Below are 22560 nucleotides of genomic sequence, written 5' to 3' on the forward strand. Positions count from 1 at the left end.
ACGACTGACGGGTGGGAATCGTGTCACCGGGCTTCCAGGGCCGACGCCGTACGACCGATCCGGCCCTGCCGCCGGGGCAGTACCTGACCGAGGACTTCCCGGTGCTGTCCGCCGGGCCGACCCCCCGGGTCCCGCTGGACCGTTGGGAGTTCGTCCTCGCCACCGAGACCGGCGACGAGTTCCGCTGGTCCTGGGCGGAGCTGATGGCCCTGCCGCAGGAGACCCCCACGGTGGACATCCACTGCGTCACCCGGTGGTCCAAGTTCGGCACCAGCTGGCAGGGCGTCTCGCTGGACGTGCTGCTCGACGGCGTGGACACCGCCGCCGACTACGCCCAGGCCCACTCGTACGGCGGATACACCACCAACCTGCCGCTGGACGACCTGCGTGACGGTCAGGCCTGGGTGGTGCACGGGTACGACGGCGAACCGCTGCCCGCCGAGCATGGTGGCCCGGCCCGGCTGCTGGTGCCGCACCTCTACTTCTGGAAGTCGGCCAAGTGGGTGCGGGGCCTGCGGCTGACCGTGGAGGACGAGCCCGGTTTCTGGGAGACGGCCGGCTACCACGACTACGGCGACCCGTGGCGTGAGCAGCGCTACCAGGGTGACTGAGGTGACCACAGCCGCCCCGGGTGGCCGGGTGGCCGCCCCACTGGGCTGGCGGGTGGCCCGGCTGGCGCAGCGCCGGATCGAGACGCCCACCGCGCAGACCCTCGTCCTGTCGGTGCCCGGCTGGCCGGGACACCTGCCGGGGCAGCACGTCGACGTCCGGCTCACCGCCCCCGACGGCTACCAGGCGGCCCGTTCCTATTCGTTGGCCGGCCCGCCCGACGGCGACCGGATCGCGTTGACCGTGCAGCGGGTGCCCGACGGCGAGGTGTCGCCGTACCTGACCGACGCCTGGGCCGAGGGGGACCCGGTGGAGGTGCGTGGCCCGGTCGGCGGCTGGTTCGTCTGGCGGTCCGAGCAGACCGCGCCGGTCCTGCTGGTCGCCGGGGGTTCCGGGGTGGTGCCACTGATGGCGATGGTGCGGGCCCGCCGGGCCGCCGGCAGCCGGGCGCCGTTCCGGCTGATCTACTCGGTACGCACCCCGGCGGACGTCATCTACGCCGACGAACTACGTACCCGCGCCCGCGACGACTTCGGCCTGGACGTCAGCTACGTCTACACCCGCGAGGCCCCCGACGGGTGGCGGGGCGAGCCGCACCGGATCGGTCTGGCCGACGTGAACACCCACGGCTGGCCGGCGGACCTGGAACCGCTCTGTTACGTCTGCGGTCCGACCGGTTTCGTGGAGACCGTCGCGGACCTGTTGGTGGGGCTGGGCCACCCGACCCGGCGGGTCCGGACCGAACGGTTCGGGCCGACCGGCTGACCGGCGAGGAGAACCGATGACCGAGATGTCCTACCTGGACGGCAACATGCTCGACGGGCCGTTGCGCGAGCTGCTCGCGGTGGACCTGAGCGCGGCGACCGGGCGGTGCGCGTCCTGTGGCATGGTCGGCCCGATGGCCGGACTGCGCGTCTGGGCCCACGCCCCGGGGCTGGTGGGTCGTTGTCCCTCCTGCGCCGAGGTGATGCTGCGGCTGGTCCGGGCCCCCGACCGGGCCTGGCTGGACCTGCGTGGCGCCACCTACCTCCAGGTGCCGATGCCGACCGCCGAACCGTTCCCCCGACCACTCTGACCCGCCACCTGCCTTCGTCCCCGCCGCCGTCGCGGGGTGCGACCGGGCTCGCGGCCGGACGGCCCGGACCCGTGTGGTCCGGGCCCGCGGTCGGCACCTGCGGGTTCCGCCGGTCAGTGCGGTGCGGCGGCGACCGACGCCCGGCGGACCAGCGGGCAGGGCATGGCGACGTGCCGGGCCACCCGGCGGCGGGCCCCCTTCGGCCGGTCGAGCAGCTCCACCATCGTCTCGACCGCCCACGCGCCCATCCCGTGATGCGGCAACGCCACGGTGGTCAGCGCGGGGAACAACCCGTCCGCGATGACCTCCTGGTTGTCGGAGCCGACCACCGACAGCTCCTGCGGCACCCGCAGGCCGAGTTCGGCGGCGGCCCGGTAGACGCCCATCGCCATCCGGTCGGTGAAACAGAACAGCGCCGTCGGCCGGTCGGCCGCGTCGAGCAGGACGCGGGCGGCCCGGTGCCCGCCGGCGGGGTCGCCGACGTCGGCACGTACCAGCTCCGGCCGGTACGGGACCCCGGCGGTCCACAGCGCCTCGCGGTAGCCGAGCAGCCGGCCCCGCGCGGCGGGAACGTCGTCGACGGTGGTGACGAAACCGATCCGGCGGTGCCCGTGGGCGAGCAGTTCCCGCACCGCCGCGGCGGCGCCACCGCGCTCGTCGGGCACCACCGAGGGGAGCGTGGCGTCGTTGCTGCGGGCGTTGAGCAGCACCACCGGCATCGGGCGCAGCTCGTCGGGGACCCGCACCACCCGGTGGTCCGTGGTCGCGTAGAGCACACCGTCGACCCGGTGCCGCGACAGCGCCCGGATCTCCCGCCGTTCGGCCTCGAGGTCGCGTCCGGTGGTGAGCAGCAGCACCCACCCGCGCGCCGATGCGGTCTCCTGCGCGCCGAGGATGAGCCGCCCGGCCTGCCCGGTGGCGGCGATGACGTCGCCGAGCAGCCCCAGCGCGTACGACCGTTGCAGCCGTAGCCCCCGGGCCAGCCCGTTCGCCGCGTAACCGAGTTGCCGGGCCACCGCCTCGACCCGTTCCCGGGTCTGTGCGCTGACCCGGGTGCCGGACTTGTTGTTCAACACGTGGGACACGGTGGTCACCGAGACGCCCGCCGCGGCGGCGACGTCCCGGATGCTCGCCTTCGGTCCCATCGGCTCACCTTCGTGCTGCTCGTGGCTCGGCCGCCGGGGCGACGGTCCGACAACGCTAGCCGAACCGGCCGGGAAGCGGAGACGACGTGCGGCACCCGGTCCACGGGTTGGGCGGGGCGGCGACGGCCCCCGGCACGTGCCGGGCCGGGCGGGTGCTGGCGGTACGGCGGCGTCGCCCGGGCCGATGCCCGCCCGTGCGGTGCACCGGCGGGCATCGACGTCCGGCTCAGATCCGGGAGGTGAAGGCGACCAGCACCTGGTACGGGGCGGGCGTGCCGGTGTTGTCGAAGCAGATCACGTCCACCGGGGCGTCCACCGCGTACGACCACGGCTGGGTCAGGTTGCAGTAGTTGGGCCCGGTGCCCTGCGCGGTGACCTGGGCGTGCGTCTCCTTCTGGCCGAGCTGCTTGAAGGTGACCAGGTAGCGGCCGGCCGGTGCGAGCGGTGCGATGGTGTTGACGCCCACCCCGAGCTGGGAGTTGTCGTTGGTGGGGCCGCCCGCCGCGCTGGCCAGGTGACCGAAGAACTTCGGCGGGGCCAGCGACCCGATCACCGACCGCCCCCGGTGGTAGGAGAGGGTGAAGTCGGTGTTCACCGGCGCACCGGCCTGGTCGAAGCAGAACACGTAGACCAGCACGTCCGTGCCGGAGGCGCCCCACCGGGCCACGGTGCACCGGCGCGGACCGGCGTTCGGCTGGATCGCGGTGGCCTGCACGTTGCCGGCCAGCACCCCGGCCAGCCCGACCCCGGGCAGCCGCACCGACCACTGCCCGACCCCCAGCGGGGCCAGCGCGGCGGGGGCCCCGGTGGACACGTACGACTGGACCAGGCCGCTGACCCCGCCCTGGACGTAGGCGTGTGCGGTGCCGGCCGGCAGCACCCCGGAGCTGGCGGTCCACAGCACGGTGAACCGGCTGTCGTCGCGGGTGCCGCCGGGGGCGAAGCACTGCACGTCGACGATCTCGTCGGTGCCCGACTGGAACCAGCGCACCACGGTGCAGTAGTGCCCGGCCCGGTCCACCGGGGTCACGTGCGGCACCCCGCGCGCACCGGCGCCGATCTGCGGGAAGCGTACCTGGAACCGGCCCGGGGCGAGCTTGATGCCGGTGGCCCAGGCGGCCGGGAAGGCGGTCTTCCAGGTGCCCCACTGCCGGGTGGTGTCCAGCACGGTCCAGCTGGTGACGGTGGGGTTGTCGACGTAGGCGAAACCCCAACGGTCCGCGGTGGCCGCCGCGGCGGGTGCGGTCGGCGCGAGCCCCACGGCCGCCAGCAGGGCGGCCAGTGCGACGGCGACGACACGGCGAACTCTCATCTGTCCCTCCGATTGGTGGTGGTCGAACAGGAACTCAGCGTGAGCGGAAGGCGCGTCGAAAGCAACGGTGTCGTCTACGCGGTGTGACTACAGTCGGGAGCCCGTCACTGATGTATCAGGCGGGCCGGAACGCCCTCGTGCACCGCACGCGTCCTCGCGCGGCGGCGGGAACGGTGACTCCGGGTCACCGGCCGCCCCGCTCCGCTCCGCCCCGGCGCGCTCCGCCCCGCTCCGGTGCGACGGTGCCGGGGCGATCCGACACGTTTGTCGTGCTGACCGCCGGGAAGGGAGCGGGCATGACGAAACCTCGTGTGGTGATCGTGGGCGCCGGTTTCGCCGGTTACCACGCGGCGAAGACGTTGCGGCGGTTGGCCGGTGGGCGGGCCGAGATCGTGCTGCTGAACTCGACCGACTACTTCCTCTATCTGCCGCTGCTGCCCGAGGTGGCCGCCGGGGTGGTCGAGCCGACCCGGATCTCGGTCCCGTTGACCGGCACCCTGCCCGGGGTGCGGGTCGTCGTCGGCGAGGCCGACCGGGTCGACCTGGCCAACCGCTGGGTGGGTTTCACCAACCCGGAGGGGGAGCGGGGCCAACTGGCCTACGACCGGCTGGTGCTCTGCGTCGGCAGCGTCAACAAGCTGCTGCCCATCCCCGGGGTGACCGAGTACGCCCACGGCTTCCGGGGCCTGCCCGAGGCGGTCTACCTGCACGACCACGTGGTCCGCCAGATCGAGCTGGCCGAGCAGGCGCAGGACCCGGCCGAGCAGCAGGCCCGCGCCACCTTCGTGGTGGTGGGGGCGGGTTACACCGGCACCGAGGTCGCCGCGCACGGGCAGCTCTTCACCGACGCGTTGCACGCGCAGCGCCCCCGGTTGACGGTCCGGCCCCGGTGGATGCTGCTGGACGTCGCCCCCCGGGTCCTGCCGGAGCTGGACGAGCGGATGTCGCGCACCGCCGACCGGGTGCTGCGTCGTCGGGGTGTCGACGTCAGGATGGGCACCTCGGTCGCCGAGGCCACCGCCGACGGGGTACGCCTCACCGACGGCGAGTACGTCCCGACCTGCACGCTGGCCTGGTGCGTCGGGGTCCGTCCCGACCCGTTCGTGGCCGAGTTGGGGCTGCGGACCGAGAAGGGCCGGTTGGTGGTCGACGAGTACCTCAACGTCCCCGGTTTCCCCGAGGTGTACGCCTGCGGCGACGCCGCCGCCGTGCCGGACCTGACCCGCCCCGGCCAGGTCTGCACGATGACCGCCCAGCACGCGCAGCGGCAGGGGAAGCTCGTGGCGCGCAACATCGCCGCCTCCTACGGCCAGGGCCGGCGTCACCCGTACAAGCACCACGACCTGGGTTGGGTGGTCGACCTCGGTGGGAAGGACGCGGCGGCCAACCCGCTGAAACTGTCGCTGTCCGGGTTGCCCGCCAAGGCGGTCACCCGGGGCTACCACCTGCTGGCGATGCCCGGCAACCGGGCGCGGGTGAGCGCCGACTGGGTGCTCGACGCGGCGCTGACCCGCCCGGCGACGCAGCTCGGCCTGGTCCCGGCCAACGCCGTGCCGTTGGAGAGTTCCTCGCCCGAGGTGCCGGCGCGCACCCGCTGACCGAAGCTGATCGGTCCGGCCGCCGGCTCACCCCCGGCGGCCGGGCCGGGCCGCGTCGGACCCGCCGACATCGTCACCCCTGCGGTGGCCGACGGGTCCGAACTCGCGCAGCAGCACCTGGACGACCCCGGCCGCCGGGATGGCCAACAGCGCCCCGACCAGCCCGGCCAGATCGGCCGCGACGAGCACGCTGACCAGCACGGTGAGCGGGTTCAGCCGGACCGCCCGGGACATGATCAGCGGTTGCAGCAGATGGTTCTCCACCTGCTGGTAGACGACGAAGAAGACCAGCACCACCAGCCCGGCGGTGGGGGAGCGCAGGAAGCCGGCCCCGGACGCGACGACCGCCCCGAGCGTCGCGCCGACCAGCGGAACCAGGTCGGCGATCCCCACCAGTAGCGCGATCACCGCCGCGAACGGCACCCCCACCAGCACCAGCACGACGTACGTCCCCAGTCCGCAGATCACGCTGATCAGCAGGTTGCCGCTGAGATAGCCGGTGATGACCCGCGAGGTGCCCCGCCCGATCCGCCGCAACCGCACCCCCGTGCCGGCACCGACCGCCCCGAGCATGGTCCGGATGATCCAGGGCGCCTCCAGGACCATGAGGTAGGCCAGCACGACGACGGTGACCAGGCCGGCGAGGGTCCGCAGGACGCCCCGGAACAGTTCCACCGCAGGCTGGCGCAGCTCACCGCCGTACCGCTGGACCTGGTCGCCGTGGCGACGGGCGTAGTCCAACAGGCCGGTCCGGTCGAGCAGGCCGCCCAGCGGTCCCTGCCCGGCGCGGGCCTGCCGCAGCAGTTCGGGGGCCCGGTCGGCGAACCGTCCCAGCTCGTCCAGCAGCGGCACCAGGATCACCGCGCCCACCGCCGCCAGCAGCCCGAACACGGCCAGGAAGACCAGCAGGGTGGCCGTGGCCCGGTGCCGCACCAGCCGGCGCTCCACCAGGTCCACCAGGGGTCTGAGGGCCATCGCGAGGAACGCCGCGAGCAGGATCCAGATCAGCACCCGACGGGTGGACCAGAGCAGGCCGAGCCCGATGACGACCGCCAACACCAGACCGATCACGATCAGCGCCCGGCGGGCGGTACGACGATCGTCGGTGGTCCCCATCCGGCGCGGCTACCCCCGGTCGGAGCCCGGAAACCGTTCTGCCGGACCCCCGGCGGGCGGCGGCTTCACTCGCCGGGGGTGAGGGGCGCTCACCCGTCCGGGGCAGATCATCGAGGCGACCGGAGGTCTTCCGAGGCACGCGGAAGGGAAGGTCGTCATGAAGAGGATCGTGGAGATTGTTCCGGCTCGTCCCGGCTGGTACTCGCGGTGGCGGATCGGCCCCGAGGCGACACGGTGCTACCCGGTGAGCCTCTGGGCGCTGGTGGAGGAGGCCGACGGTTCCGGTCGTGAGGTCGTCGGTGTGGACTGCGCCGGGCAGTGGCCGGGAGCGGAGGAGAACGAGTCGGGTGGGGGATTCGTCCGTTACCTGTTCCAGCTGCCCGATTCCGGTCCTCCGGAGGACGTCGAACGACCCTCCCCCGTCGAGGTCCGGTCGACCGGTCCCCGCCGGCAACCCGCCGTCGTGACGCAGGAGCCCGCCGTCGCCGGATGACCGTCGGCCGTACGCCGACGGGGTCGACCGGGCCGCCCGCCGCCCGCCGCCGGCCCCGGCACGAACATGACCGGGGCGTAGCTGACCCGCCCGGACCCCTCCCGGCCCCCGGCCCCTGGTCCCAGGGTCGGGGGCCACCCCGGCAGCCGGGTGGCTCAGCCCACCTCGCGGACATCGTCGGCGGCACCTGCCGTCGGTCGCTCCACGGCCAGCAGCTCGGTCAGGCCGGTGCGGTCGAGCAACTGCTGGAGCCGGTCACCCACCCCGGTCAGCCGCAGCGGCCCGACGCCGCCCCGGCTGAGCACCAGGAAGGCGCTCAGGCCCGACGAGTCGCACAGACCGACCCCGCCGAGGTCGACCGTCAGCTCGTGGCAGCCGTCCGCGCGGACCCGGGCCGCCGCCTCGAGCAGCTCCGGAGCGGTGTCGAAGTCGAGGTCACCGGTCAACCGCAGCCGGGCGTGGCCGGCATCGGGCCGGGTCACCTCGATGGACAACAGCTGCGGGCGCATGCCCTCATGTTCCCAGCAACCCCGGACCGGGAAACGTCGGGGGTTCGCGGGACCCATCCGGGGCCGGGCGCGGTCGCCGGGGGTTCAGGCGGTGGCGGCGGGTGGCTTCGGTGCGGCGACGGCGGACTGCTCCGGCGCCTGACGGGCCAGTAGCCCGGTGACCCCCGTCATGTCCAGGATGGTCCCCAGGAACCGGGGCGTGGCTCGCAGGCGGATCAGCGTCCCGGCCCGCTGGCCCTCGCGCCAGGCGTGCACGATGACCGACAACCCGGTGCTGTCGATGAAGGTCAGGCCGGCGAAGTCGATGACGATCACCGGAGGCCGGCCCGTGAGCAACCGGTCGATCTCGGCGCGCAACGGCGCGGAGGTGGTGTAGGCCAGCTCACCCCCGACCGCGATGACCGGTGACCGGGGGTCGGACCCGTCGACCGACATGGTCAGCGGGGCAGCTTCGAAAGTCCTGCCAGGGGATGCCACAGCGCGCCTTTCCGCAGGGCCGACGGTCGGGCTGGATCAGCCGGATCGTAACAATCTCCCGGCGGGTCCGCAGGAGCGCGTATCCGGGCCGCCGGGTGCCGTGCGGTGGCGGAACCCGCCGTGCGGCGTAGGCTGAGCGGAACAGATTGGCGCATACGGACGACCTCCGCGGCCCGGCGAACGGTGACAGGCGGACGGTGACAAGGGGAGTGGGGCTCAGCTGGTGGCTGCTGCCGACGTCAGGGGTTTCGACCCGGGCGACGGACGGATCTCCACGCCGAGTGCCGGACGGGCTCCGGCCCGGTCCGTCGGCGCCCCCGCCGTGCTGCCCCCGCTGGCACCGGACGGCACCAGCCCCGAGCCCGCCCGGTCCGAGCCCGCCTGGTCCGAGCCCGCCTGGTCCGAGGTCGTCGAGCACTTCCGTGAGGGCCTGATCATCTGTGACTCCGACGGCGTGGTGAGGCACGTCAGCCCCGTCGCCGAGCGGTTGCTGCCCGAGGTGACGCCCGGTCGTGGCCTGGCCGCCGCCGGGCTCGCCGTGCTGACCGGGGTCACCGACCCCGACGGGTTCGGCCATCACGGCCGGCGGCTGCGGATCCGCCGGGTGGCGCTGTCCGGGTCCCGCAGCTGTCTGTACGTCGAGGACGTCACCGACAGCGTCTCCCGGGCGGACGCGCTGCTCGCCGAGCGGGCCCGGTCCGCCTTCCTCGCCGTCGTGGGGGAGAAGCTCGGTAACCCGCTGCACCCCGACCGGGCCGCCGCCGCCGTCATCCGGCTGACCGTACCCACCCTGGCCGAGGTGGCGGTGCTGGTGCTGGCACCCCGGTCCGGGCGGGCCCGGTGGTGGCGGGCGACCCGGGCCGACCACGAGTCCCCCACGGTGGACAGCGGCGTGCTGCCCGCCGCCGCACTGCCCCCGGCGATCGCCGAGGGGCTGTCCGGTGTCGAGCCGCATGCCGTGGACTGGCTCGTCGAGCAGGCGGTCGAGGCCGGTTGGCTGCCGGGGCTGGCCACGTCGGAGGTGACCGCCCGGATGGTCTCGCTGCCCGGCCGGGAGGCCCCGGCCGGGGTACTGCTGGTGGCCCGCCGCACCCGCTGGTACGACGAGGCCGACCTGGATCTCGTCCGGGCCTTCGCCGCCCGGGCCGGCGCCGCGCTCACCACCGCGGTCCTCTACCGCAACCAGGCCGAGGTGGCCGACACCCTCCAGGCCAGTCTGGTGCCGGTGGAGCCGCCCGAGGTGACCGGCGTGCAGTGGGGGACGGCCTACCGGCCGGCGCAGGCGAGCCTGCGCATCGGTGGCGACTTCTACGGCGCGCACCGGCTGGCCGACGGTGGCGCGGTGTTCTTCCTCGGCGACGTCTCGGGCAAGGGGGTGGAGGCCGCGGTCTTCACCGGCCAGTTGCGTCAGTGTCTCCAGGCGCTCCATCGTGTCGAGTCGCACCCCGGCCGGCTGGTGAAGCTGCTCAACGACGCCCTGCTGGAGACCACCCAGGCGCACGGTCAGGGCCGCTTCGCCACCCTGGTGCTCGGGACGGTACGCCCGCACCGCGACGGCGGCCTGTCGCTGACGATGGCCGGTGGCGGGCACCTGCCGCCGCTGGTGCTGCGCAACTCCGGCGAGGTCGAGACGGTGCCGCTGCGCGGCATGCTGATCGGCGTGGTCCCCGACCCCCGCGTCGGTGAGGTCACCGTACGCCTGGCCGTGGGGGAGACCTGTCTGCTCTACAGCGACGGGGTGACCGAGGCCCGGGGCGGTCGACGTGGTGACGAGCAGTTCGGCCAGGACCGGTTGGTCCATGCGGTGACCGCCTGCCACCGGATGCCCGCCCCGGCGCTCGCCGAGCGGGTCGAGCAGGTCACCTGCGACTGGCTGGGGCACGGTGACCACGACGACATCGCGGTGCTGGCCCTGCGGGCGACCGGGCCGGGCGGTCGTCCCCGACGGCACCTGCACTCCGTCCCGGCTGTCCCGGGCACGGCCGAGAGGAACCCCCGATCGTGACCGTCCCGACCGCCCCGGTCGACCCGGCGCACGCCTTCGCCGACTTCCTCGCCTGTCTGGAGGAGGCGGACGAGTACGGCGCGATCGAGGTCGCCACCGGGTTGCTCGACGCCGGTGTCCCCGCGGAGCGGGTGCTGCTCGACCTGGTCGCACCGGCCCAGGTCGAGGTGGGTGAGCGGTGGGCCCGCAACGAGTGGAGTGTGGCGCAGGAACACGCGGCGACCCACATCAGCGAGCGGGTGGTGGCGGCGATCGCCGGGTACGCCGATCCGCGTCCCACCCGGGGGCGGATCGTGGTGGCCTGCATGGATGGTGAGTGGCACGCCCTGCCGCCCCGGCTGGTCGCGGAGGTGCTGCGACTGCGCGGCTGGCAGGTGACGTTCCTGGGGGCCAGTGTGCCGGCTGCGCACCTGGTGTCCTACCTGCACCGGCACGACGCGCACGCGGTCGCGGTCGCGTGTGCCCTGCCCATGCGGCTGCCGTACGCGCACCGGATGATCGAGGCGTGCCGGCGCTCGGACGTGCCGGTGGTGGTCGGCGGGCGCGGGTTCGGTGTGGACGGCCGGTGGGCCCGGCGGCTCGGGGTCGCCTGGGCGGCGGACGCCCCGGGCGCGGCCGACCTGGTCGCCGACGAGCGGCGGTTGCGTCGGGTTCCACCTGCGGAGCTGTCCCACCTCGCCGACCACGAGTACGCGGGCCTGGTGAAACGGCGTGGTGAGCTGATCGACTCGGCGGTGGCGGACCTGCGGGTCCGGGTGCCGTCGGTCGGGGAGTACACCTCGACGCAGTGGGATGCCACGATCGGTGATCTCGGCTACATCGTGGATTCGCTGGCCGCCGCCGTCTACGTCGACGACCCGGAGTTGTTCACCGACTTCGTGTCCTGGCTGGCGACGATCCTGGCCAGTCGGGGGGTACCGACCGCGGCGGTCGCGTCGACCCTGGGCCACTACGGGCACGCCCTGCGTGACTTCCCCCGGGCGGGACGGTTCGTGGCGCTGGGTGTGGCGGCGACCGTCGCATCCGGGGTCGTCCGGCACTGACGCGGCGTTGCGGGGCGCCCGGGGAGCGCTGCGTATACTTGCTGCACTGCAAGGGTCTTCCTGCGGTGGAAGCGAGAGGGACGACGTTGACCTTCACCGTCACGCACGACGAGCGCGATGGTGGCGGCGTGTGCCTGCGGCTCGCGGGCGAGTTGGATCTCGGTGCGGCCGGGGCGCTCAACGCCGAGATCGACCGGCTCGTGGCCGACGGCGAGCGGCACCTGCTGCTCGACCTCGGCGCGTTGACCTTCTGCGATTCCACAGGCATCGCGGCCTTCGTGCGCGGTGACAACCTGACGGCCGCCCGGGGCGGGTGGTTGCGGCTGTCCGGGGCGACCGGCCGGGTGGATCGGGTTCTCCAGATCACCGGGCTGGCCGAGGTGCTGCGTTACCAGCCGGACACCGCCGACCCGCGGTCGCCGTCCGCCCGGTGATGGGCTAAATTTCCCCGCCAGCGGATGACCGACCGGTTTCCCACCTCGCGGATGACCGCGTTCGGTTCTCCCGCCGACGGGGTACCGAGACCGTCGTCCCCGATCGCCGAGACAGACAGGTTGGACCCATGGACCGAGGCGCCACGAACCCCGTCCGCATCCTGGTGGTCGACGACGACCCGGGTGACGTGCTGATGATCGAGGAAGCCCTGGCGGATTCCGAGATCGCCAAGGTCATCGACGTGGTCGGTGACGGCCAGGAGGCGATGGAGTTCCTGCGTCGGGAGGGCCGGCACGTCGACGCCCGACGCCCCGACGTGATCCTGCTCGACCTGAACATGCCCCGGATGGACGGGCGTCAGGTGCTCGGCGAGGTCAAGCAGGACGACGACCTGCGGACGATCCCGATCGTGGTGCTGACCACCTCGAACGCGGACACCGACATCGTGGGCAGCTACAGCCTGCAGGCCAACGCCTACGTCACCAAGCCGATCGACCTGGACGACTTCAACGACGTGGTGCGCCGGATCGACGAGTTCTTCGGCCGGGTCGTGGTGCTGCCGAAGCGTTCCTGACCGCGCGGTTCGCCCCGGCGCGTCCCCCGCGCCGGGGCCCGGTCGGCCGCCGGCCCCGCAATTGCTGAACATTTTTCCTGAACCGCCCCCGTGTCGGCCGGCTGCCGCCAGGATCGAGCTGGAACAGACGTATCAGCTTCCTGGGGGGCGACACGTGATGAGGTTCTCCGTCGTGCGGTCCGGCTCCGACCGGCAACAGGCCGATTCCTTCCTGGACGAGCTCGGAGTCCGGTTGACCCGACTCGCCGCGCGGGCGGAGGTGATCGCCGGCGCGGGGCGGGATTGGGATCAGATCCGCCAGGAGACCACCCTGCTCCTGGCGATGGTCGACCGGCGGCGGGCCGACGCCGGCCGGGCGGTCCGCCCGGCGGAGCCGGCGGCCGAGCTGCTGGCCCGGGCCCGCGACGAGCTGGACGCCGCCCGGGAGGAGGCCCGGCAACTGCGGGAGCGGGTGTACGCCGAGGCGGTGCAGGCCAGGCGGGAGTTCGAGGCGTCGCTGCACGAACGGCGGCACCGGGCCGCCCGGGCGGATCAGCTCCTGACCGGGGTGGCCGTCGAGACGGTGCCGGTCGACACCCCGACCGCCGCCGCCGGGGGTGTGCCGGCGACCCGGGTGGCCACCGGCGTCGACGAGGTGCCGGCCGACCAGCCGGAGCCGGGGACCTGGGTGGCCTGACCGGGCCGCACCCGCTGCCGGCGACCCACCCGGGGCCGTCGGGCCTCAGCGGTCGATGCCGCCACCTGCGGCGACCGCCCGGGGTCGTCGGGCCTCAGTGGTCGGCGCCGCCACCGCTGCGGCGACCGCCCGGGGTCGTCGGGCCTCAGGTCAGCGCGGCCACCACGGTGGTGGCCCGCTGCTCGTGCCGTGCGTAGGCGTGGGGGTAGGCGGAGATCTGCACGGCCTGCGCGGCGGCGGTGACGCTGAGCTCCCGCCAGCCGGGGATCTTGGCCAGCGCCGCATAGAAGGCCCGAGCCGCATAGTCGGGGCGCATCAGCTGGGCGACGGTGCCCCAGCCGCTGCTCGGGCGTTGCTGGAACAGGCCGACCGAGTCGTGGTCGGAACCGCTGCCCTGGTGCGGGTGGTCGTACGACTCGGGCAGCACGTCGCTGGCGAGGTTGTGCAGGTCGCTCTCCTGCATGGCGGTGGCGACGGCGACCACCATGCCGCGTCGGGGCACGCCCAGATCGACACCGGCGTCGACGATCTTCTTGGCGTTGTCCATCTGGACCGGGGTGAGGCCGGCGACCGGACGGGGCCGGCCCGGCTTCCTCGGTGTCGGTGAGGCGCTGCGGGCGGCCGGTGGATGCGGGCTCGCCGACGCCGGGGCGGCCGGGGGCGAGGCGGCCCGGTCCCGTGCGCGGGAGGCCCGCTGTTCGTCGGCGGCCCGGTCGGCCAGCACCTCCTGCACCGGCCGGGGCCGCTGCCGGTCGACGTGGTGCGTGCCGGCGAACGCGATGAGCCCCAGACAGCAGGTGACGCCGCCGGCGAGGGCGATCCGGGCGGGGACCGAGGCGAACGGGGTGCGGACGCCCCGCCGGGGCGGCTCCGGTGCGCGGTGCCGGCCGATCCTCCGTTCGTCCGAGGTGGCCCCGGTCGAAGGGTCAGCCGCGTGCTGTCGGGCCGGTCGCTGCTCATCGGTGTCGTCGGGGTGCACCCGCCGAGGCTAGAGAGGTTTCGGCCGCGGACCACCGCCGTGCCGGGTGGCCTACGCCACAACGGGTCACTTTCCGCCCGGATCTTCTCCGCATATCGCTATGGAAGCCGCGTAAGACTCAGACCGCTTCTGTCGCTTATAGTATTACTTATTAATGCGATAGCGGGCAGAATATCATCGTTGCTGATCGATCGGTGGGCATCGTTCGTCCGGTGGGGGCGATGGTGGCCGTACCACCGATGGCGCCTCCACCGGCCGAACGATGTGGCTCAGTGCCGGCCGTTGTCGGCCGCGCTCACCGTCAACCGGTGCCGGCTGCTGTCGTCGCTGGAGAACGGCCAGAGCCGGTCGGCGTACGCGACCAGCTCGGCCAACTGGTCGCGGCTCAACCCCACCGACGAGATGCTGGCGTGCACGTCGGCCCGGTACCGGCCGTCGTCGTCGCGTCCCAGCTTCGCCTCGGCGGTCACCTGCACCGTGTGCGCCTCGTCGGTGATCTCCCCGGCCGCCTCGACCGCCGCGTGGTGCAGGCAGGAGGCGAAGGCGGCGGCGAGCAGCTGCTCCGGGGTCAACCCCGTGCAGTGCGGCGCGAGCGGCGACGCCAGCGCGGTGGAGAGCCCACCGTCGTCGGTGCGTACGTGCCCGCCCGTGGCGGTCGCGCTGGCCTCGTGCAGCCAGGAACTCGGATCCGGCATCGCGTTCCTCCCTCACTCGTGGGCCGGATTCCCGGCCACGAACGGGTGAAACGCCGTGCCGCGCGGCCGGCGGAACCGGGATCAGACCGATCCGGTACGCGACCAGTCGTGCAACGCCACCACCTCGGTCGCCTCCGCCGCCGCCCGCTCGGTCCAGGGCGACATCGACGCCGTCCGGGGCCGGGGCACCGGTGCCAGCATCGGCACGTAGACCCGGGCGTCGACCACCTCCGCCAGCTCCAGCGCCGCCACCAGACTGCTGGGCCGCTGCCGGGGGTCGTCGTCGAGGCAGCGCCGGCACAGGTCCACCACCTCGGGTGGCAACCCCGCGATCGGCGGCAGCGGTTCCGCCGTGATCTTCCACCGGGCCCCGACCAGTTGGGTGGCGGTGGTCCCCGCCGCGTACGGCAACCGGCCGGTGAGGCAGTAGTAGAGCAGGACCCCCACCGCGTACATGTCGGCGGCGGGGGTGGCCGGCTGCCTGTCGAACTGCTCCGGGGCCAGGTACGCCGGGGTGCCCACCACCATGCCGTCCGGGCTGCGGTCGGGGGCCCCCGCCGGGGTGGCGATGCCGAAGTCGAGCACCTTCGCCCCCGACGGGGTGAGCATGACGTTGGCCGGTTTGACGTCGCGGTGCACGATGCCGTGGGCGTGCGCCGCGGCGAGCCCGGCGGCCACCTCGGCGCAGACCCGTACGGCGATGCGCCAGTCCAACGGCCCGGCCCGCAGGTGCGCGGCGAGGGTCTCCCCCTCCACCAGCTCCATCACGATGTACGGCATCTCCCGGCCCGGCAGCGTCGTGGAGGTGCCGAAGTCGTGGACACTGGCGACGTTGGGATGCACGAGCCGGGCGGCGGAGCGGGCCTCGGTCCGGATCCGCTCGACGGAGGTCTCCTCGCCCCGGTGGGCGGGGGACATCAGCTTGACCGCGACCGGCCGGTCCAGCACGACGTCGTGCGCCCGCCAGACCTCCGACATCCCACCCATGCCGATGCGCTGTTCGAGCTGGTACCGCCCGGCGAGCGTCCTCATCGACCCGCTCCTGTCCATGCCGACCGCGTCGCCGGGATGGCGATGGCGCTGCCGAGCCGGTACCCGGCCGCTGCGCAGGGCAAACCGTCCGCCCGCCCCGGTGGACCCCGGAACCGCCAGGTGCCGGCCCGTCGTGCGGCCTCCGTCGTGCGGCGTCCGTCGTGTGCCCCCGGCCCGGCCGGGTGTGCGGTAGCTTGCCGGGGTGGCCGGCGTACCGTCGGCCCACCACCGGGAGGGTCGATGGGCGAGGTGACCGTACGCTTCCTCGGTGGGCCGGCCCACGACCTGGTCAGGGCGTTGCCAGCCGACCCGGCGGGCGCGCCGCCGGTGCGCTGGGTGCTGCGCCACCCGGACACCCCGCCGACCCCGGGCGGGGGCGGCCCCGACCACCTCTACCAGCGGGACCGGCCGACCGCCGACGGGGTCTGGACGATGTCCTTCGTGCACACCTACCCGCTCGGCGCGGGCCAGTAGCGGCCCACAGAAGCACGATCGGCCCACCCGACCCCGTCCGGCCCGGTACGGTCGAGCGGGGCCGCCGCACGCGCACAGCCGGCACACAGGATGCGCATAGATCAGGACCAGCAACCGGTCCCACGATGGGGGCATGGTGACCGACGGGCAGACCGTACCGAACCGGATCGAGCTTCGCCGTCCCGACGGTGAGCCCGTCCGGGTGCTGGTGGTCGACGACGAACCTACCCTGACCGACCTGCTCTCGATGGCACTGCGCTACGAGGGCTGGCAGGTGCGCAGCGCGGGCAACGGGATGGCGGCGCTCAGCGCGGCCCGGCAGTTCCAACCCGACGCGGTGGTGCTCGACGTGATGCTGCCCGACCTGGACGGCTTCCAGGTGCTGCGCCGGCTGCGCGAGCAGACCCCGACCGTGCCGGTGCTGTTCCTGACCGCCCGTGACGCGGTCGAGGAACGGATCGCCGGGCTGACCGTCGGCGGCGACGACTACGTCACCAAGCCGTTCAGCCTGGAGGAGGTCATCGCCCGGTTGCGCGCCCTGCTGCGGCGTACCGGCTTCGCGGTGACCGCCCGGGAGGAGGCCGTGATCACCGTCGGCGACCTCACCCTCGACGAGGACAGCCACGAGGTACGCCGGGGCGACGACCTGATCACCCTGACCGCCACCGAGTTCGAGCTGCTGCGCTACCTGATGCGCAACCCGCGCCGGGTGCTGAGCAAGGCGCAGATCCTCGACCGGGTCTGGAACTACGACTTCGGTGGGCAGGCCAACGTGGTCGAGCTGTACATCTCGTACCTGCGTAAGAAGATCGACGTGGGACGCCGCCCGATGATCCACACCTTGCGCGGCGCCGGTTATGTCCTCAAGCCCGCGCCGTGACCCGGTCGGCCGGCTGCGTCGCCGGCTGTCCGGTGCGGTCCGGGCACGGTGGCTGGCCGGTTGGTCCCTGCGCCGCCGGCTGGTGCTCACCGTGGTCGCGCTGCTCGCGCTGGTCAGCGTCGGCATCGGCGGGCTGACCACGATCGCGCTGCGGCACTTCCTGATCAACCAGGTCGACAACCAGTTCGCCATGGACAACCGCCGCTTCGACAGCCGGCTGCCCTGGGACCGATCCCCGGACCAGCCGCGCCCTCTCGACCAGTCCGCCAACCGGCAGGGGTCACCCGATCCACCGCCGACGTTCCCGGTCGGCTCGGTCGGTATGCGGGTCACCCCGCAGGGGGAGACGTCGGCCCGCATCCGTAGCAGCTCCGGGGCGACCGAGGCGCTCACCGCCGCCGAGGTCGCCCCGCTGACCCGGCTACCCACCGACCGTGCGCCGCACACCGTCGCACTCGGCGACCGCGGTGACTACCGGGCGGTGTCCCGCCGGCTCCCCGATGGCGACATCCTGATCTTCGCCATCCCGCTGCAGCTGGTGCAGGAGACGGTGTGGTGGATGGTCGTCGCCCAGGCGGGCGTCGCGGCCGCCGGTCTGCTCGTCGCCGGCAGCCTGGGCGCGTTGATCGTCCGGGCCACACTGCGTCCGCTGCACCGGGTGGCGGCCACCGCCGGAAGGGTCGCCGAGCTGCCGCTGGACCGGGGCGAGGTGGCCCTGTCGGTGCGGGTGCCCGACGCCGACACCGATCCGCGTACCGAGGTGGGGCAGGTGGGCGCGGCGCTGAACCGGATGCTCGGTCACGTCGCCGCCGCGCTCGCCGCCCGGCAGGCCAGCGAGACCCGGGTACGCCAGTTCGTCGCCGACGCCTCGCACGAGCTGCGCACCCCGTTGGCCGCGATCCGGGGCTACGCGGAGGTGGCCCGCCGGGGCCGCGACCAGGTGCCGCCGGACGTCGCCCACGCGCTGCGCCGGGTGGAGTCCGCCAGCACCCGGATGACCAGCCTCGTCGACGACCTGCTGCTGCTGGCCCGGCTCGACTCCGGCCGGCCGCTGGCCACCGGGCCGGTCGACCTGACCGCGCTGGTGGTGGACGCGGTCAGCGACGCCCACGTGGCCGGCCCCGAACACCGGTGGCAACTCGACCTGCCCGACGAGGCGGTGGAGGTGCCCGGTGACGCCGTCCGGCTGCACCAGGTGGTGGCGAACCTGCTGGCCAACGCCCGGGTGCACACCCCGCCCGGCAGCACCGTCACCACCCGGCTCGCCCCGATGCCCGGCGCGGTGCAGATCAGCGTCACCGACGATGGCCCCGGGGTGCCGGCGGAGCTGCGCGACGAGGTCTTCGAACGGTTCGCCCGGGGGGACAGCTCGCGGTCCCGGGAACACGGCAGCACCGGCCTCGGCCTGGCCATCGTCGCCGCCGTGGTCGAGGCTCACCACGGCACCGTCGCGTTGGAGAGCCGACCGGGCCGCACCGTCTTCACCGTACGGCTGCCGGACTCCACCGCCCCCGCGCCCCCGTCCTCGGACCCGCCGACACCGGCACGTCCCGCCGCCCCCGCGCCGCAGGTTTCCGTCGCGCCCGCGCGGTCGGACGGCGACGGGCCCGCGTCCCCGGATTCCACAGCGCACGCATAGCCAGGGCACGGGATCGACCCAACCAGCCCGGCCAGGCTGACCGCATGGACAGAACCGAGAGCCTGCTGACGACGCCGGCCAGCCCGCCGGACGCCGCGACCGCACCGCCGGCCCGGTCGGCGACCGTTCACCCGGACGCGGGCGACGCGCCCCCACGACGGGACCCGCGCTGGGTCAGACCCGCGCTGGCCGTGCTGCTGCTCGGCACCGCCCTGCTCTACCTGTGGGGCCTGGGGGAGTCCGGCTGGGCGAACTCGTTCTACTCGGCGGCCGTGCAGGCCGGTGCGGAGAGCTGGAAGGCGTTCTTCTACGGCTCCTCCGACGCGGCCAACTCGATCACCGTCGACAAGACGCCAGCCTCGCTGTGGCTGATGGCCCTGTCGGTACGGATCTTCGGGCTGAACAGCTGGGCGATCCTGGTGCCGCAGGCGTTGCTCGGCGTCGCCTCGGTCGGCGTCCTGTTCGCCACCGTCCGCCGCTGGTACGGCCCGGCCGCCGGCCTGATCGCCGGGACGGTCCTGGCGCTCACCCCGGTCGCCACCCTGATGTTCCGGTTCAACAACCCGGACGCGCTGCTGGTGCTGCTGCTCGTGCTCGGCGCGTACGCCACGGTGCGGGCGGTGGAGACGGCCAGCACCCGGTGGATCGTGCTGGTCGGGGTGCTGGTCGGCTTCGGCTTCCTCACCAAGATGCTCCAGGCGTTCCTGGTGGTCCCGGTCTTCGCCGGGGTCTACCTGCTGGCCGCGCCGACCGGTTTCTGGCGGCGGATCCGGCAACTGCTGCTGGCCGGCCTGGGGCTGGTCGTGGCCGCCGGGTGGTGGGTGGCGACGGTGGAGCTGGTCCCGGCCAGCGCCCGGCCCTACATCGGCGGGTCGCAGGGCAACAGCATCCTGGAGCTGACCCTGGGCTACAACGGCCTCGGCCGGATCACCGGCGACGAGGAGGGCAGCGTCGGCGGCGGCGCCCGGCCGGGCGGCGGTGGGCCGTTCTCCGGGCAGACCGGCTGGTTGCGGATGTTCGACACCGAGGTCGGCGGCCAGATCTCCTGGCTGCTGCCGGCCGCGTTGATCCTGCTCGTCGCCGGCCTGGTGCTGGCCGGGCGGGCGGCCCGCACCGACCGCCGGCGTGCCGGGCTGCTGCTGTGGGGCGGTTGGCTGCTGGTCACCGGGTTGATCTTCAGCTTCATGTCCGGCATCTTCCACGCGTACTACACGGTGGCCCTGGCCCCGGCGGTCGGCGCGCTGGTCGGCATCGGCACCGTCCTGCTCTGGCGGGAACGCCGGGCCGCCGCCCGACCCGCCACCCCGGTCACCGGTACGGCGACGCCCGCCGCGCCGGTCACCGCGTCGGCTGTCCACCCGGGACCGACGCCGGGGGCCGACCCCGGCCCGGCGCAGCCTGTCGCCGGTGCCGCGCCGGGGGCCGGTGGTCGGCGGTCCGCCCGGTGGCGGGGGGTGTTCGCCACCGTCGTCCTGGCCGGCACCCTCGCGGTGACCGCCTGGTGGTCCTGGACCCTGCTCGGGCGCAGCCCCGACTTCCACCCCTGGCTGCGCCCGGCCGTGCTGGTGGTCGGCCTCGCCGTGGCGGTGCTGATCCTGGCGGCCCGACTGCTGCCCCGGCGGCTGGTGCCGGTGGCGCTGGCCCTCGGCGCGTCGGCCGCGCTGGCCGGCCCGGCGGCGTACGCGGCGCAGACCACCGGTACCCCGCACACCGGGTCCATCCCGAGCGCCGGCCCGGCCGTGCAGGGCGGCTTCGGCCCGGGGCGTGGCGGACCCGGCGGCCGGATGGGCAACGGCATGGAGTTTCCCGGTGGCGGCTTCCCGGGCGGCAACCGGCCCGGCGGCACCGGCCAGAACGGTCAGCCTCCCGGCTTTCCCGGTGGTATCGCCGACGGCGGCCCGGGCCAGTTCCCCGGCTTCCCCGGCGGCACCGGCCAGAACGGCGGCCCGGGGCAGAACGGCGGCACCGGCCGCAACGGCGGCACGGGGCAGGACGGTGGGCGTACCGGGGGTGGCCAGGGGCGCACCGGCGGTGGGATGGGCGGGCTGCTCGACTCCCGCGAGCCGAGTGCCGCGCTGAAGGCGCTGCTGACGGCCGACGCCGACGACTACACCTGGGTCGCGGCGGCCGTCGGCTCCAACAACGCCTCCGGATACCAGCTGGCCACCGGTCGTCCGGTGATGGCGGTCGGCGGCTTCAACGGCAGCGACCCGTCGCCCACCCTGGCCCGGTTCCAGGAGTACGTGGCCGCCGGGAAGATCCACTACTTCGTCGGCGGGGGCGGCTTCCGGGCCAACGGGGGCAGCTCCGCCTCCCAGGAGATCGCCGCCTGGGTCGCCGAGACCTTCACCGCGCAGACCGTGGACGGGGTCACCGTCTACGACCTGACCAGTGCCGGACAGGAGGCACAGGGATGACCACGATCGGCAGCCCCCGACGCGCCATCGAGACCCGGACCGACACCCCCACCGCCGTGCTCGACGTGGTGGTGCCGGTCTACAACGAGGAGACCGACCTCGGCCCCTGCGTACGTCGGCTGCACGAGCACCTCAGCGCGCACTTCCCGTACCCGTTCCGGATCACCGTGGCGGACAACGCCAGTGTCGACGGCACCCTCGGGGTGGCCGAGGCGCTCGCCGCCGAACTGCCGCACGTCGAGGTGCGGCACCTGAGCGCCAAGGGTCGGGGCCGCGCGCTGCGGGCCGCCTGGTCGGCCTCGGACGCCCCGGTGCTGGCCTACATGGACGTGGACCTGTCGACCGACCTGGCCGCGTTGCTGCCGCTGGTCGCCCCGCTCATCTCCGGTCACTCGGACCTGGCCATCGGCACCAGACTGGCGCGGACCTCCCGGGTGGTGCGGGGCGCCAAACGGGAGGTGATCTCCCGGGCCTACAACCTGCTGCTACGGGGTGCCCTCGCGGCCCGGTTCTCCGACGCGCAGTGCGGTTTCAAGGCGATCCGCGCCGACGTGGCCCGGGAGTTGCTGCCGTTGGTGCAGGACACCGGATGGTTCTTCGACACCGAGTTGCTGGTGCTCGCCCAGCGGGCCGGGCTGCGCATCCACGAGGTGCCGGTGGACTGGGTCGACGACCCGGACAGCCGGGTGGACATCGTGGCCACCGCCCTGGCCGACCTGCGCGGCATCGGCCGCCTGGGGCGGGCCCTGCTCACCGGGGCGTTGCCGCTGGCCACCCTGCGCGCCCAGTGGGGCCGGGCACCGCTGGCCGGGCAGCCGGCGCGGGTGCCGGTCGGGCTGCCCGGCCAGTTGGCCCGCTTCGCGCTGGTCGGGGTGGTCAGCACCGTGGCGTACCTGGTGCTGTTCGTGGCGACCCGCGGGGTGCTCGGCGCGCAACCGGCGAACCTGGTGGCGCTGCTGGTGACCGCGGTGGGCAACACCGCGGCGAACCGGCGGCTCACCTTCGGCATCACCGGTCGCCGGTCGGTCGGTCGGCACCACCTCCAGGGCCTGCTCGCCTTCGCCCTCGGGCTGGCGTTGACCAGTGGTGCGCTCGCCGCGCTGCACGCCGTCGGCACCCCGGCCCGGTCGGTCGAACTGGTGGTGCTGGTGGCGGCGAACCTGGCCGCCACGGCGCTGCGGTTCCTGCTGCTACGCCTGGCGATGCACCACCGCCGGCGCTGACCGGCCGGGCGGCGACGCGTCGTGACCGCCGTACCCCGCACGACCGGCCCCCGGCACCGGACCGGGTGGCGCGGGGCACGGGCGGATCCGGTCCGGGCGGACCTGGTCCGGGTGGCGCGGGCGGATCCGGTCCGGGCGGCACGGCGGGTGCCGG

General features: G+C 74.1%; 22 protein-coding genes and 1 pseudogene. 15 read left to right on the plus strand and 8 right to left on the minus strand.

From position 1 onward, the window contains the following. Window positions 1-20: 20 nt before the first annotated feature. From ACQP2H_RS13020 to ACQP2H_RS13030, 3 genes are read left to right on the plus strand one after another with little or no spacing between them, the layout of a single operon-like run. On the plus strand, window positions 21-611 hold the full coding sequence (locus tag ACQP2H_RS13020) for a sulfite oxidase-like oxidoreductase (RefSeq protein WP_208566488.1): 591 nt from the start codon (window positions 21-23) through the stop codon (window positions 609-611). Window position 612: 1 nt separating this feature from the next. Further along, window positions 613-1374, plus strand: a complete 762-nt coding sequence (locus ACQP2H_RS13025; RefSeq protein ID WP_374197497.1) for a ferredoxin reductase — start codon at window positions 613-615, stop codon at window positions 1372-1374. A 16-nt stretch (window positions 1375-1390) separates the two neighbouring features. Next, the gene (locus ACQP2H_RS13030) at window positions 1391-1684 is read left to right on the plus strand and encodes a DUF6510 family protein (protein ID WP_208566361.1); all 294 of its coding nucleotides are present in this window, start codon (window positions 1391-1393) and stop codon (window positions 1682-1684) included. A 113-nt stretch (window positions 1685-1797) separates the two neighbouring features. Here the strand turns inward: ACQP2H_RS13030 and ACQP2H_RS13035 are convergent, their stop codons facing one another. Both ACQP2H_RS13035 and ACQP2H_RS13040 read right to left on the minus strand, forming a co-directional pair. Continuing rightward, the gene (locus ACQP2H_RS13035; RefSeq protein ID WP_433232963.1) at window positions 1798-2829 is read right to left on the minus strand and encodes a LacI family DNA-binding transcriptional regulator; all 1032 of its coding nucleotides are present in this window, start codon (window positions 2827-2829) and stop codon (window positions 1798-1800) included. 226 nt (window positions 2830-3055) lie between these two features. Next, window positions 3056-4141 carry a hypothetical protein gene (locus ACQP2H_RS13040; protein ID WP_208566359.1) on the minus strand — a complete coding sequence of 362 codons (1086 nt, stop codon included), beginning with the start codon at window positions 4139-4141 and terminating at the stop codon, window positions 3056-3058. Window positions 4142-4437: 296 nt separating this feature from the next. Here ACQP2H_RS13040 and ACQP2H_RS13045 point away from each other — a divergent pair, with 296 nt between their 5' ends. Beyond that, window positions 4438-5739 carry an NAD(P)/FAD-dependent oxidoreductase gene (locus ACQP2H_RS13045; protein WP_363819509.1) on the plus strand — a complete coding sequence of 434 codons (1302 nt, stop codon included), beginning with the start codon at window positions 4438-4440 and terminating at the stop codon, window positions 5737-5739. Window positions 5740-5766: 27 nt separating this feature from the next. Here the strand turns inward: ACQP2H_RS13045 and ACQP2H_RS13050 are convergent, their stop codons facing one another. Beyond that, window positions 5767-6855: an AI-2E family transporter gene (locus ACQP2H_RS13050; protein WP_433232966.1), complete on the minus strand. Its 1089-nt coding sequence runs from the start codon at window positions 6853-6855 to the stop codon at window positions 5767-5769. 157 nt (window positions 6856-7012) lie between these two features. Here ACQP2H_RS13050 and ACQP2H_RS13055 point away from each other — a divergent pair, with 157 nt between their 5' ends. Further along, entirely contained in the window at window positions 7013-7348 is a 336-nt protein-coding gene (locus ACQP2H_RS13055; RefSeq protein ID WP_208566356.1) for a hypothetical protein, read from the plus strand. A gap of 155 nt (window positions 7349-7503) precedes the next feature. On the opposite strand, the gene ACQP2H_RS13060 is transcribed toward ACQP2H_RS13055, so the two are convergent. Together ACQP2H_RS13060 and ACQP2H_RS13065 are read right to left on the minus strand one after the other, a co-directional pair. Next, window positions 7504-7857, minus strand: coding sequence for an STAS domain-containing protein (locus ACQP2H_RS13060; RefSeq protein ID WP_219460958.1), 354 nt, complete (start codon window positions 7855-7857; stop codon window positions 7504-7506). 84 nt (window positions 7858-7941) lie between these two features. After that, the gene (locus ACQP2H_RS13065) at window positions 7942-8292 is read right to left on the minus strand and encodes an STAS domain-containing protein (RefSeq protein WP_219460960.1); all 351 of its coding nucleotides are present in this window, start codon (window positions 8290-8292) and stop codon (window positions 7942-7944) included. Window positions 8293-8557: 265 nt separating this feature from the next. On the opposite strand from ACQP2H_RS13065, the gene ACQP2H_RS13070 reads away from it, so the two are divergent. From ACQP2H_RS13070 to ACQP2H_RS13090, 5 genes are all read left to right on the plus strand, one after another. Then, window positions 8558-10339, plus strand: a complete 1782-nt coding sequence (locus ACQP2H_RS13070; protein ID WP_433232969.1) for a SpoIIE family protein phosphatase — start codon at window positions 8558-8560, stop codon at window positions 10337-10339. Next, window positions 10336-11382 (plus strand): cobalamin B12-binding domain-containing protein, encoded by a 1047-nt coding sequence (locus ACQP2H_RS13075; protein ID WP_433232971.1) that lies wholly within the window; start codon window positions 10336-10338, stop codon window positions 11380-11382. The genes ACQP2H_RS13070 and ACQP2H_RS13075 overlap by 4 nt, the downstream gene beginning before the upstream one ends. An 86-nt stretch (window positions 11383-11468) precedes the next feature. Then, window positions 11469-11816 carry an STAS domain-containing protein gene (locus ACQP2H_RS13080; protein ID WP_208566351.1) on the plus strand — a complete coding sequence of 116 codons (348 nt, stop codon included), beginning with the start codon at window positions 11469-11471 and terminating at the stop codon, window positions 11814-11816. Between the two features lie 128 nt (window positions 11817-11944). Next, window positions 11945-12391 carry a response regulator gene (locus ACQP2H_RS13085; protein WP_208566350.1) on the plus strand — a complete coding sequence of 149 codons (447 nt, stop codon included), beginning with the start codon at window positions 11945-11947 and terminating at the stop codon, window positions 12389-12391. 157 nt (window positions 12392-12548) lie between these two features. Beyond that, entirely contained in the window at window positions 12549-13067 is a 519-nt protein-coding gene (locus ACQP2H_RS13090; RefSeq protein WP_219460963.1) for an ATPase, read from the plus strand. 145 nt (window positions 13068-13212) lie between these two features. On the opposite strand, the gene ACQP2H_RS13095 is transcribed toward ACQP2H_RS13090, so the two are convergent. From ACQP2H_RS13095 to ACQP2H_RS13105, 3 genes are all read right to left on the minus strand, one after another. Continuing rightward, entirely contained in the window at window positions 13213-14046 is an 834-nt protein-coding gene (locus ACQP2H_RS13095) for a hypothetical protein (RefSeq protein WP_433232974.1), read from the minus strand. A gap of 269 nt (window positions 14047-14315) precedes the next feature. After that, window positions 14316-14741: an OsmC family protein gene (locus ACQP2H_RS13100; protein WP_208566347.1), complete on the minus strand. Its 426-nt coding sequence runs from the start codon at window positions 14739-14741 to the stop codon at window positions 14316-14318. A gap of 81 nt (window positions 14742-14822) precedes the next feature. Continuing rightward, entirely contained in the window at window positions 14823-15773 is a 951-nt protein-coding gene (locus ACQP2H_RS13105; RefSeq protein WP_357533860.1) for a serine/threonine-protein kinase, read from the minus strand. A gap of 240 nt (window positions 15774-16013) precedes the next feature. Between ACQP2H_RS13105 and ACQP2H_RS13110 the strand changes: the two genes are divergently transcribed. The 5 genes and pseudogenes from ACQP2H_RS13110 (at window position 16014) to ACQP2H_RS13130 (ending at window position 22406) form a co-directional block, all read left to right on the plus strand. Further along, window positions 16014-16247 carry a hypothetical protein gene (locus ACQP2H_RS13110; protein WP_433232976.1) on the plus strand — a complete coding sequence of 78 codons (234 nt, stop codon included), beginning with the start codon at window positions 16014-16016 and terminating at the stop codon, window positions 16245-16247. Between the two features lie 133 nt (window positions 16248-16380). Next, a complete protein-coding gene (locus tag ACQP2H_RS13115; protein ID WP_219460972.1) occupies window positions 16381-17127 on the plus strand; it encodes a response regulator transcription factor in 747 nt (248 codons plus the stop codon). A gap of 52 nt (window positions 17128-17179) precedes the next feature. Continuing rightward, window positions 17180-18643 (plus strand): annotated as a pseudogene (locus tag ACQP2H_RS13120) (HAMP domain-containing sensor histidine kinase); the annotation flags it as partial. Window positions 18644-18810: 167 nt separating this feature from the next. Next, complete coding sequence (locus ACQP2H_RS13125) at window positions 18811-21183, plus strand: glycosyltransferase family 39 protein (protein WP_433232979.1); 2373 nt, start codon at window positions 18811-18813, stop codon at window positions 21181-21183. Continuing rightward, window positions 21180-22406: a glycosyltransferase gene (locus tag ACQP2H_RS13130; RefSeq protein WP_357533853.1), complete on the plus strand. Its 1227-nt coding sequence runs from the start codon at window positions 21180-21182 to the stop codon at window positions 22404-22406. Before ACQP2H_RS13125 ends, ACQP2H_RS13130 begins: the two co-directional genes overlap by 4 nt. Window positions 22407-22560 lie beyond the last annotated feature (154 nt).

The sequence above is a fragment of the Micromonospora sp. CA-248260 genome (assembly GCF_050942205.1).
In the GTDB taxonomy this organism is placed as follows: domain Bacteria; phylum Actinomycetota; class Actinomycetes; order Mycobacteriales; family Micromonosporaceae; genus Micromonospora; species Micromonospora antibiotica.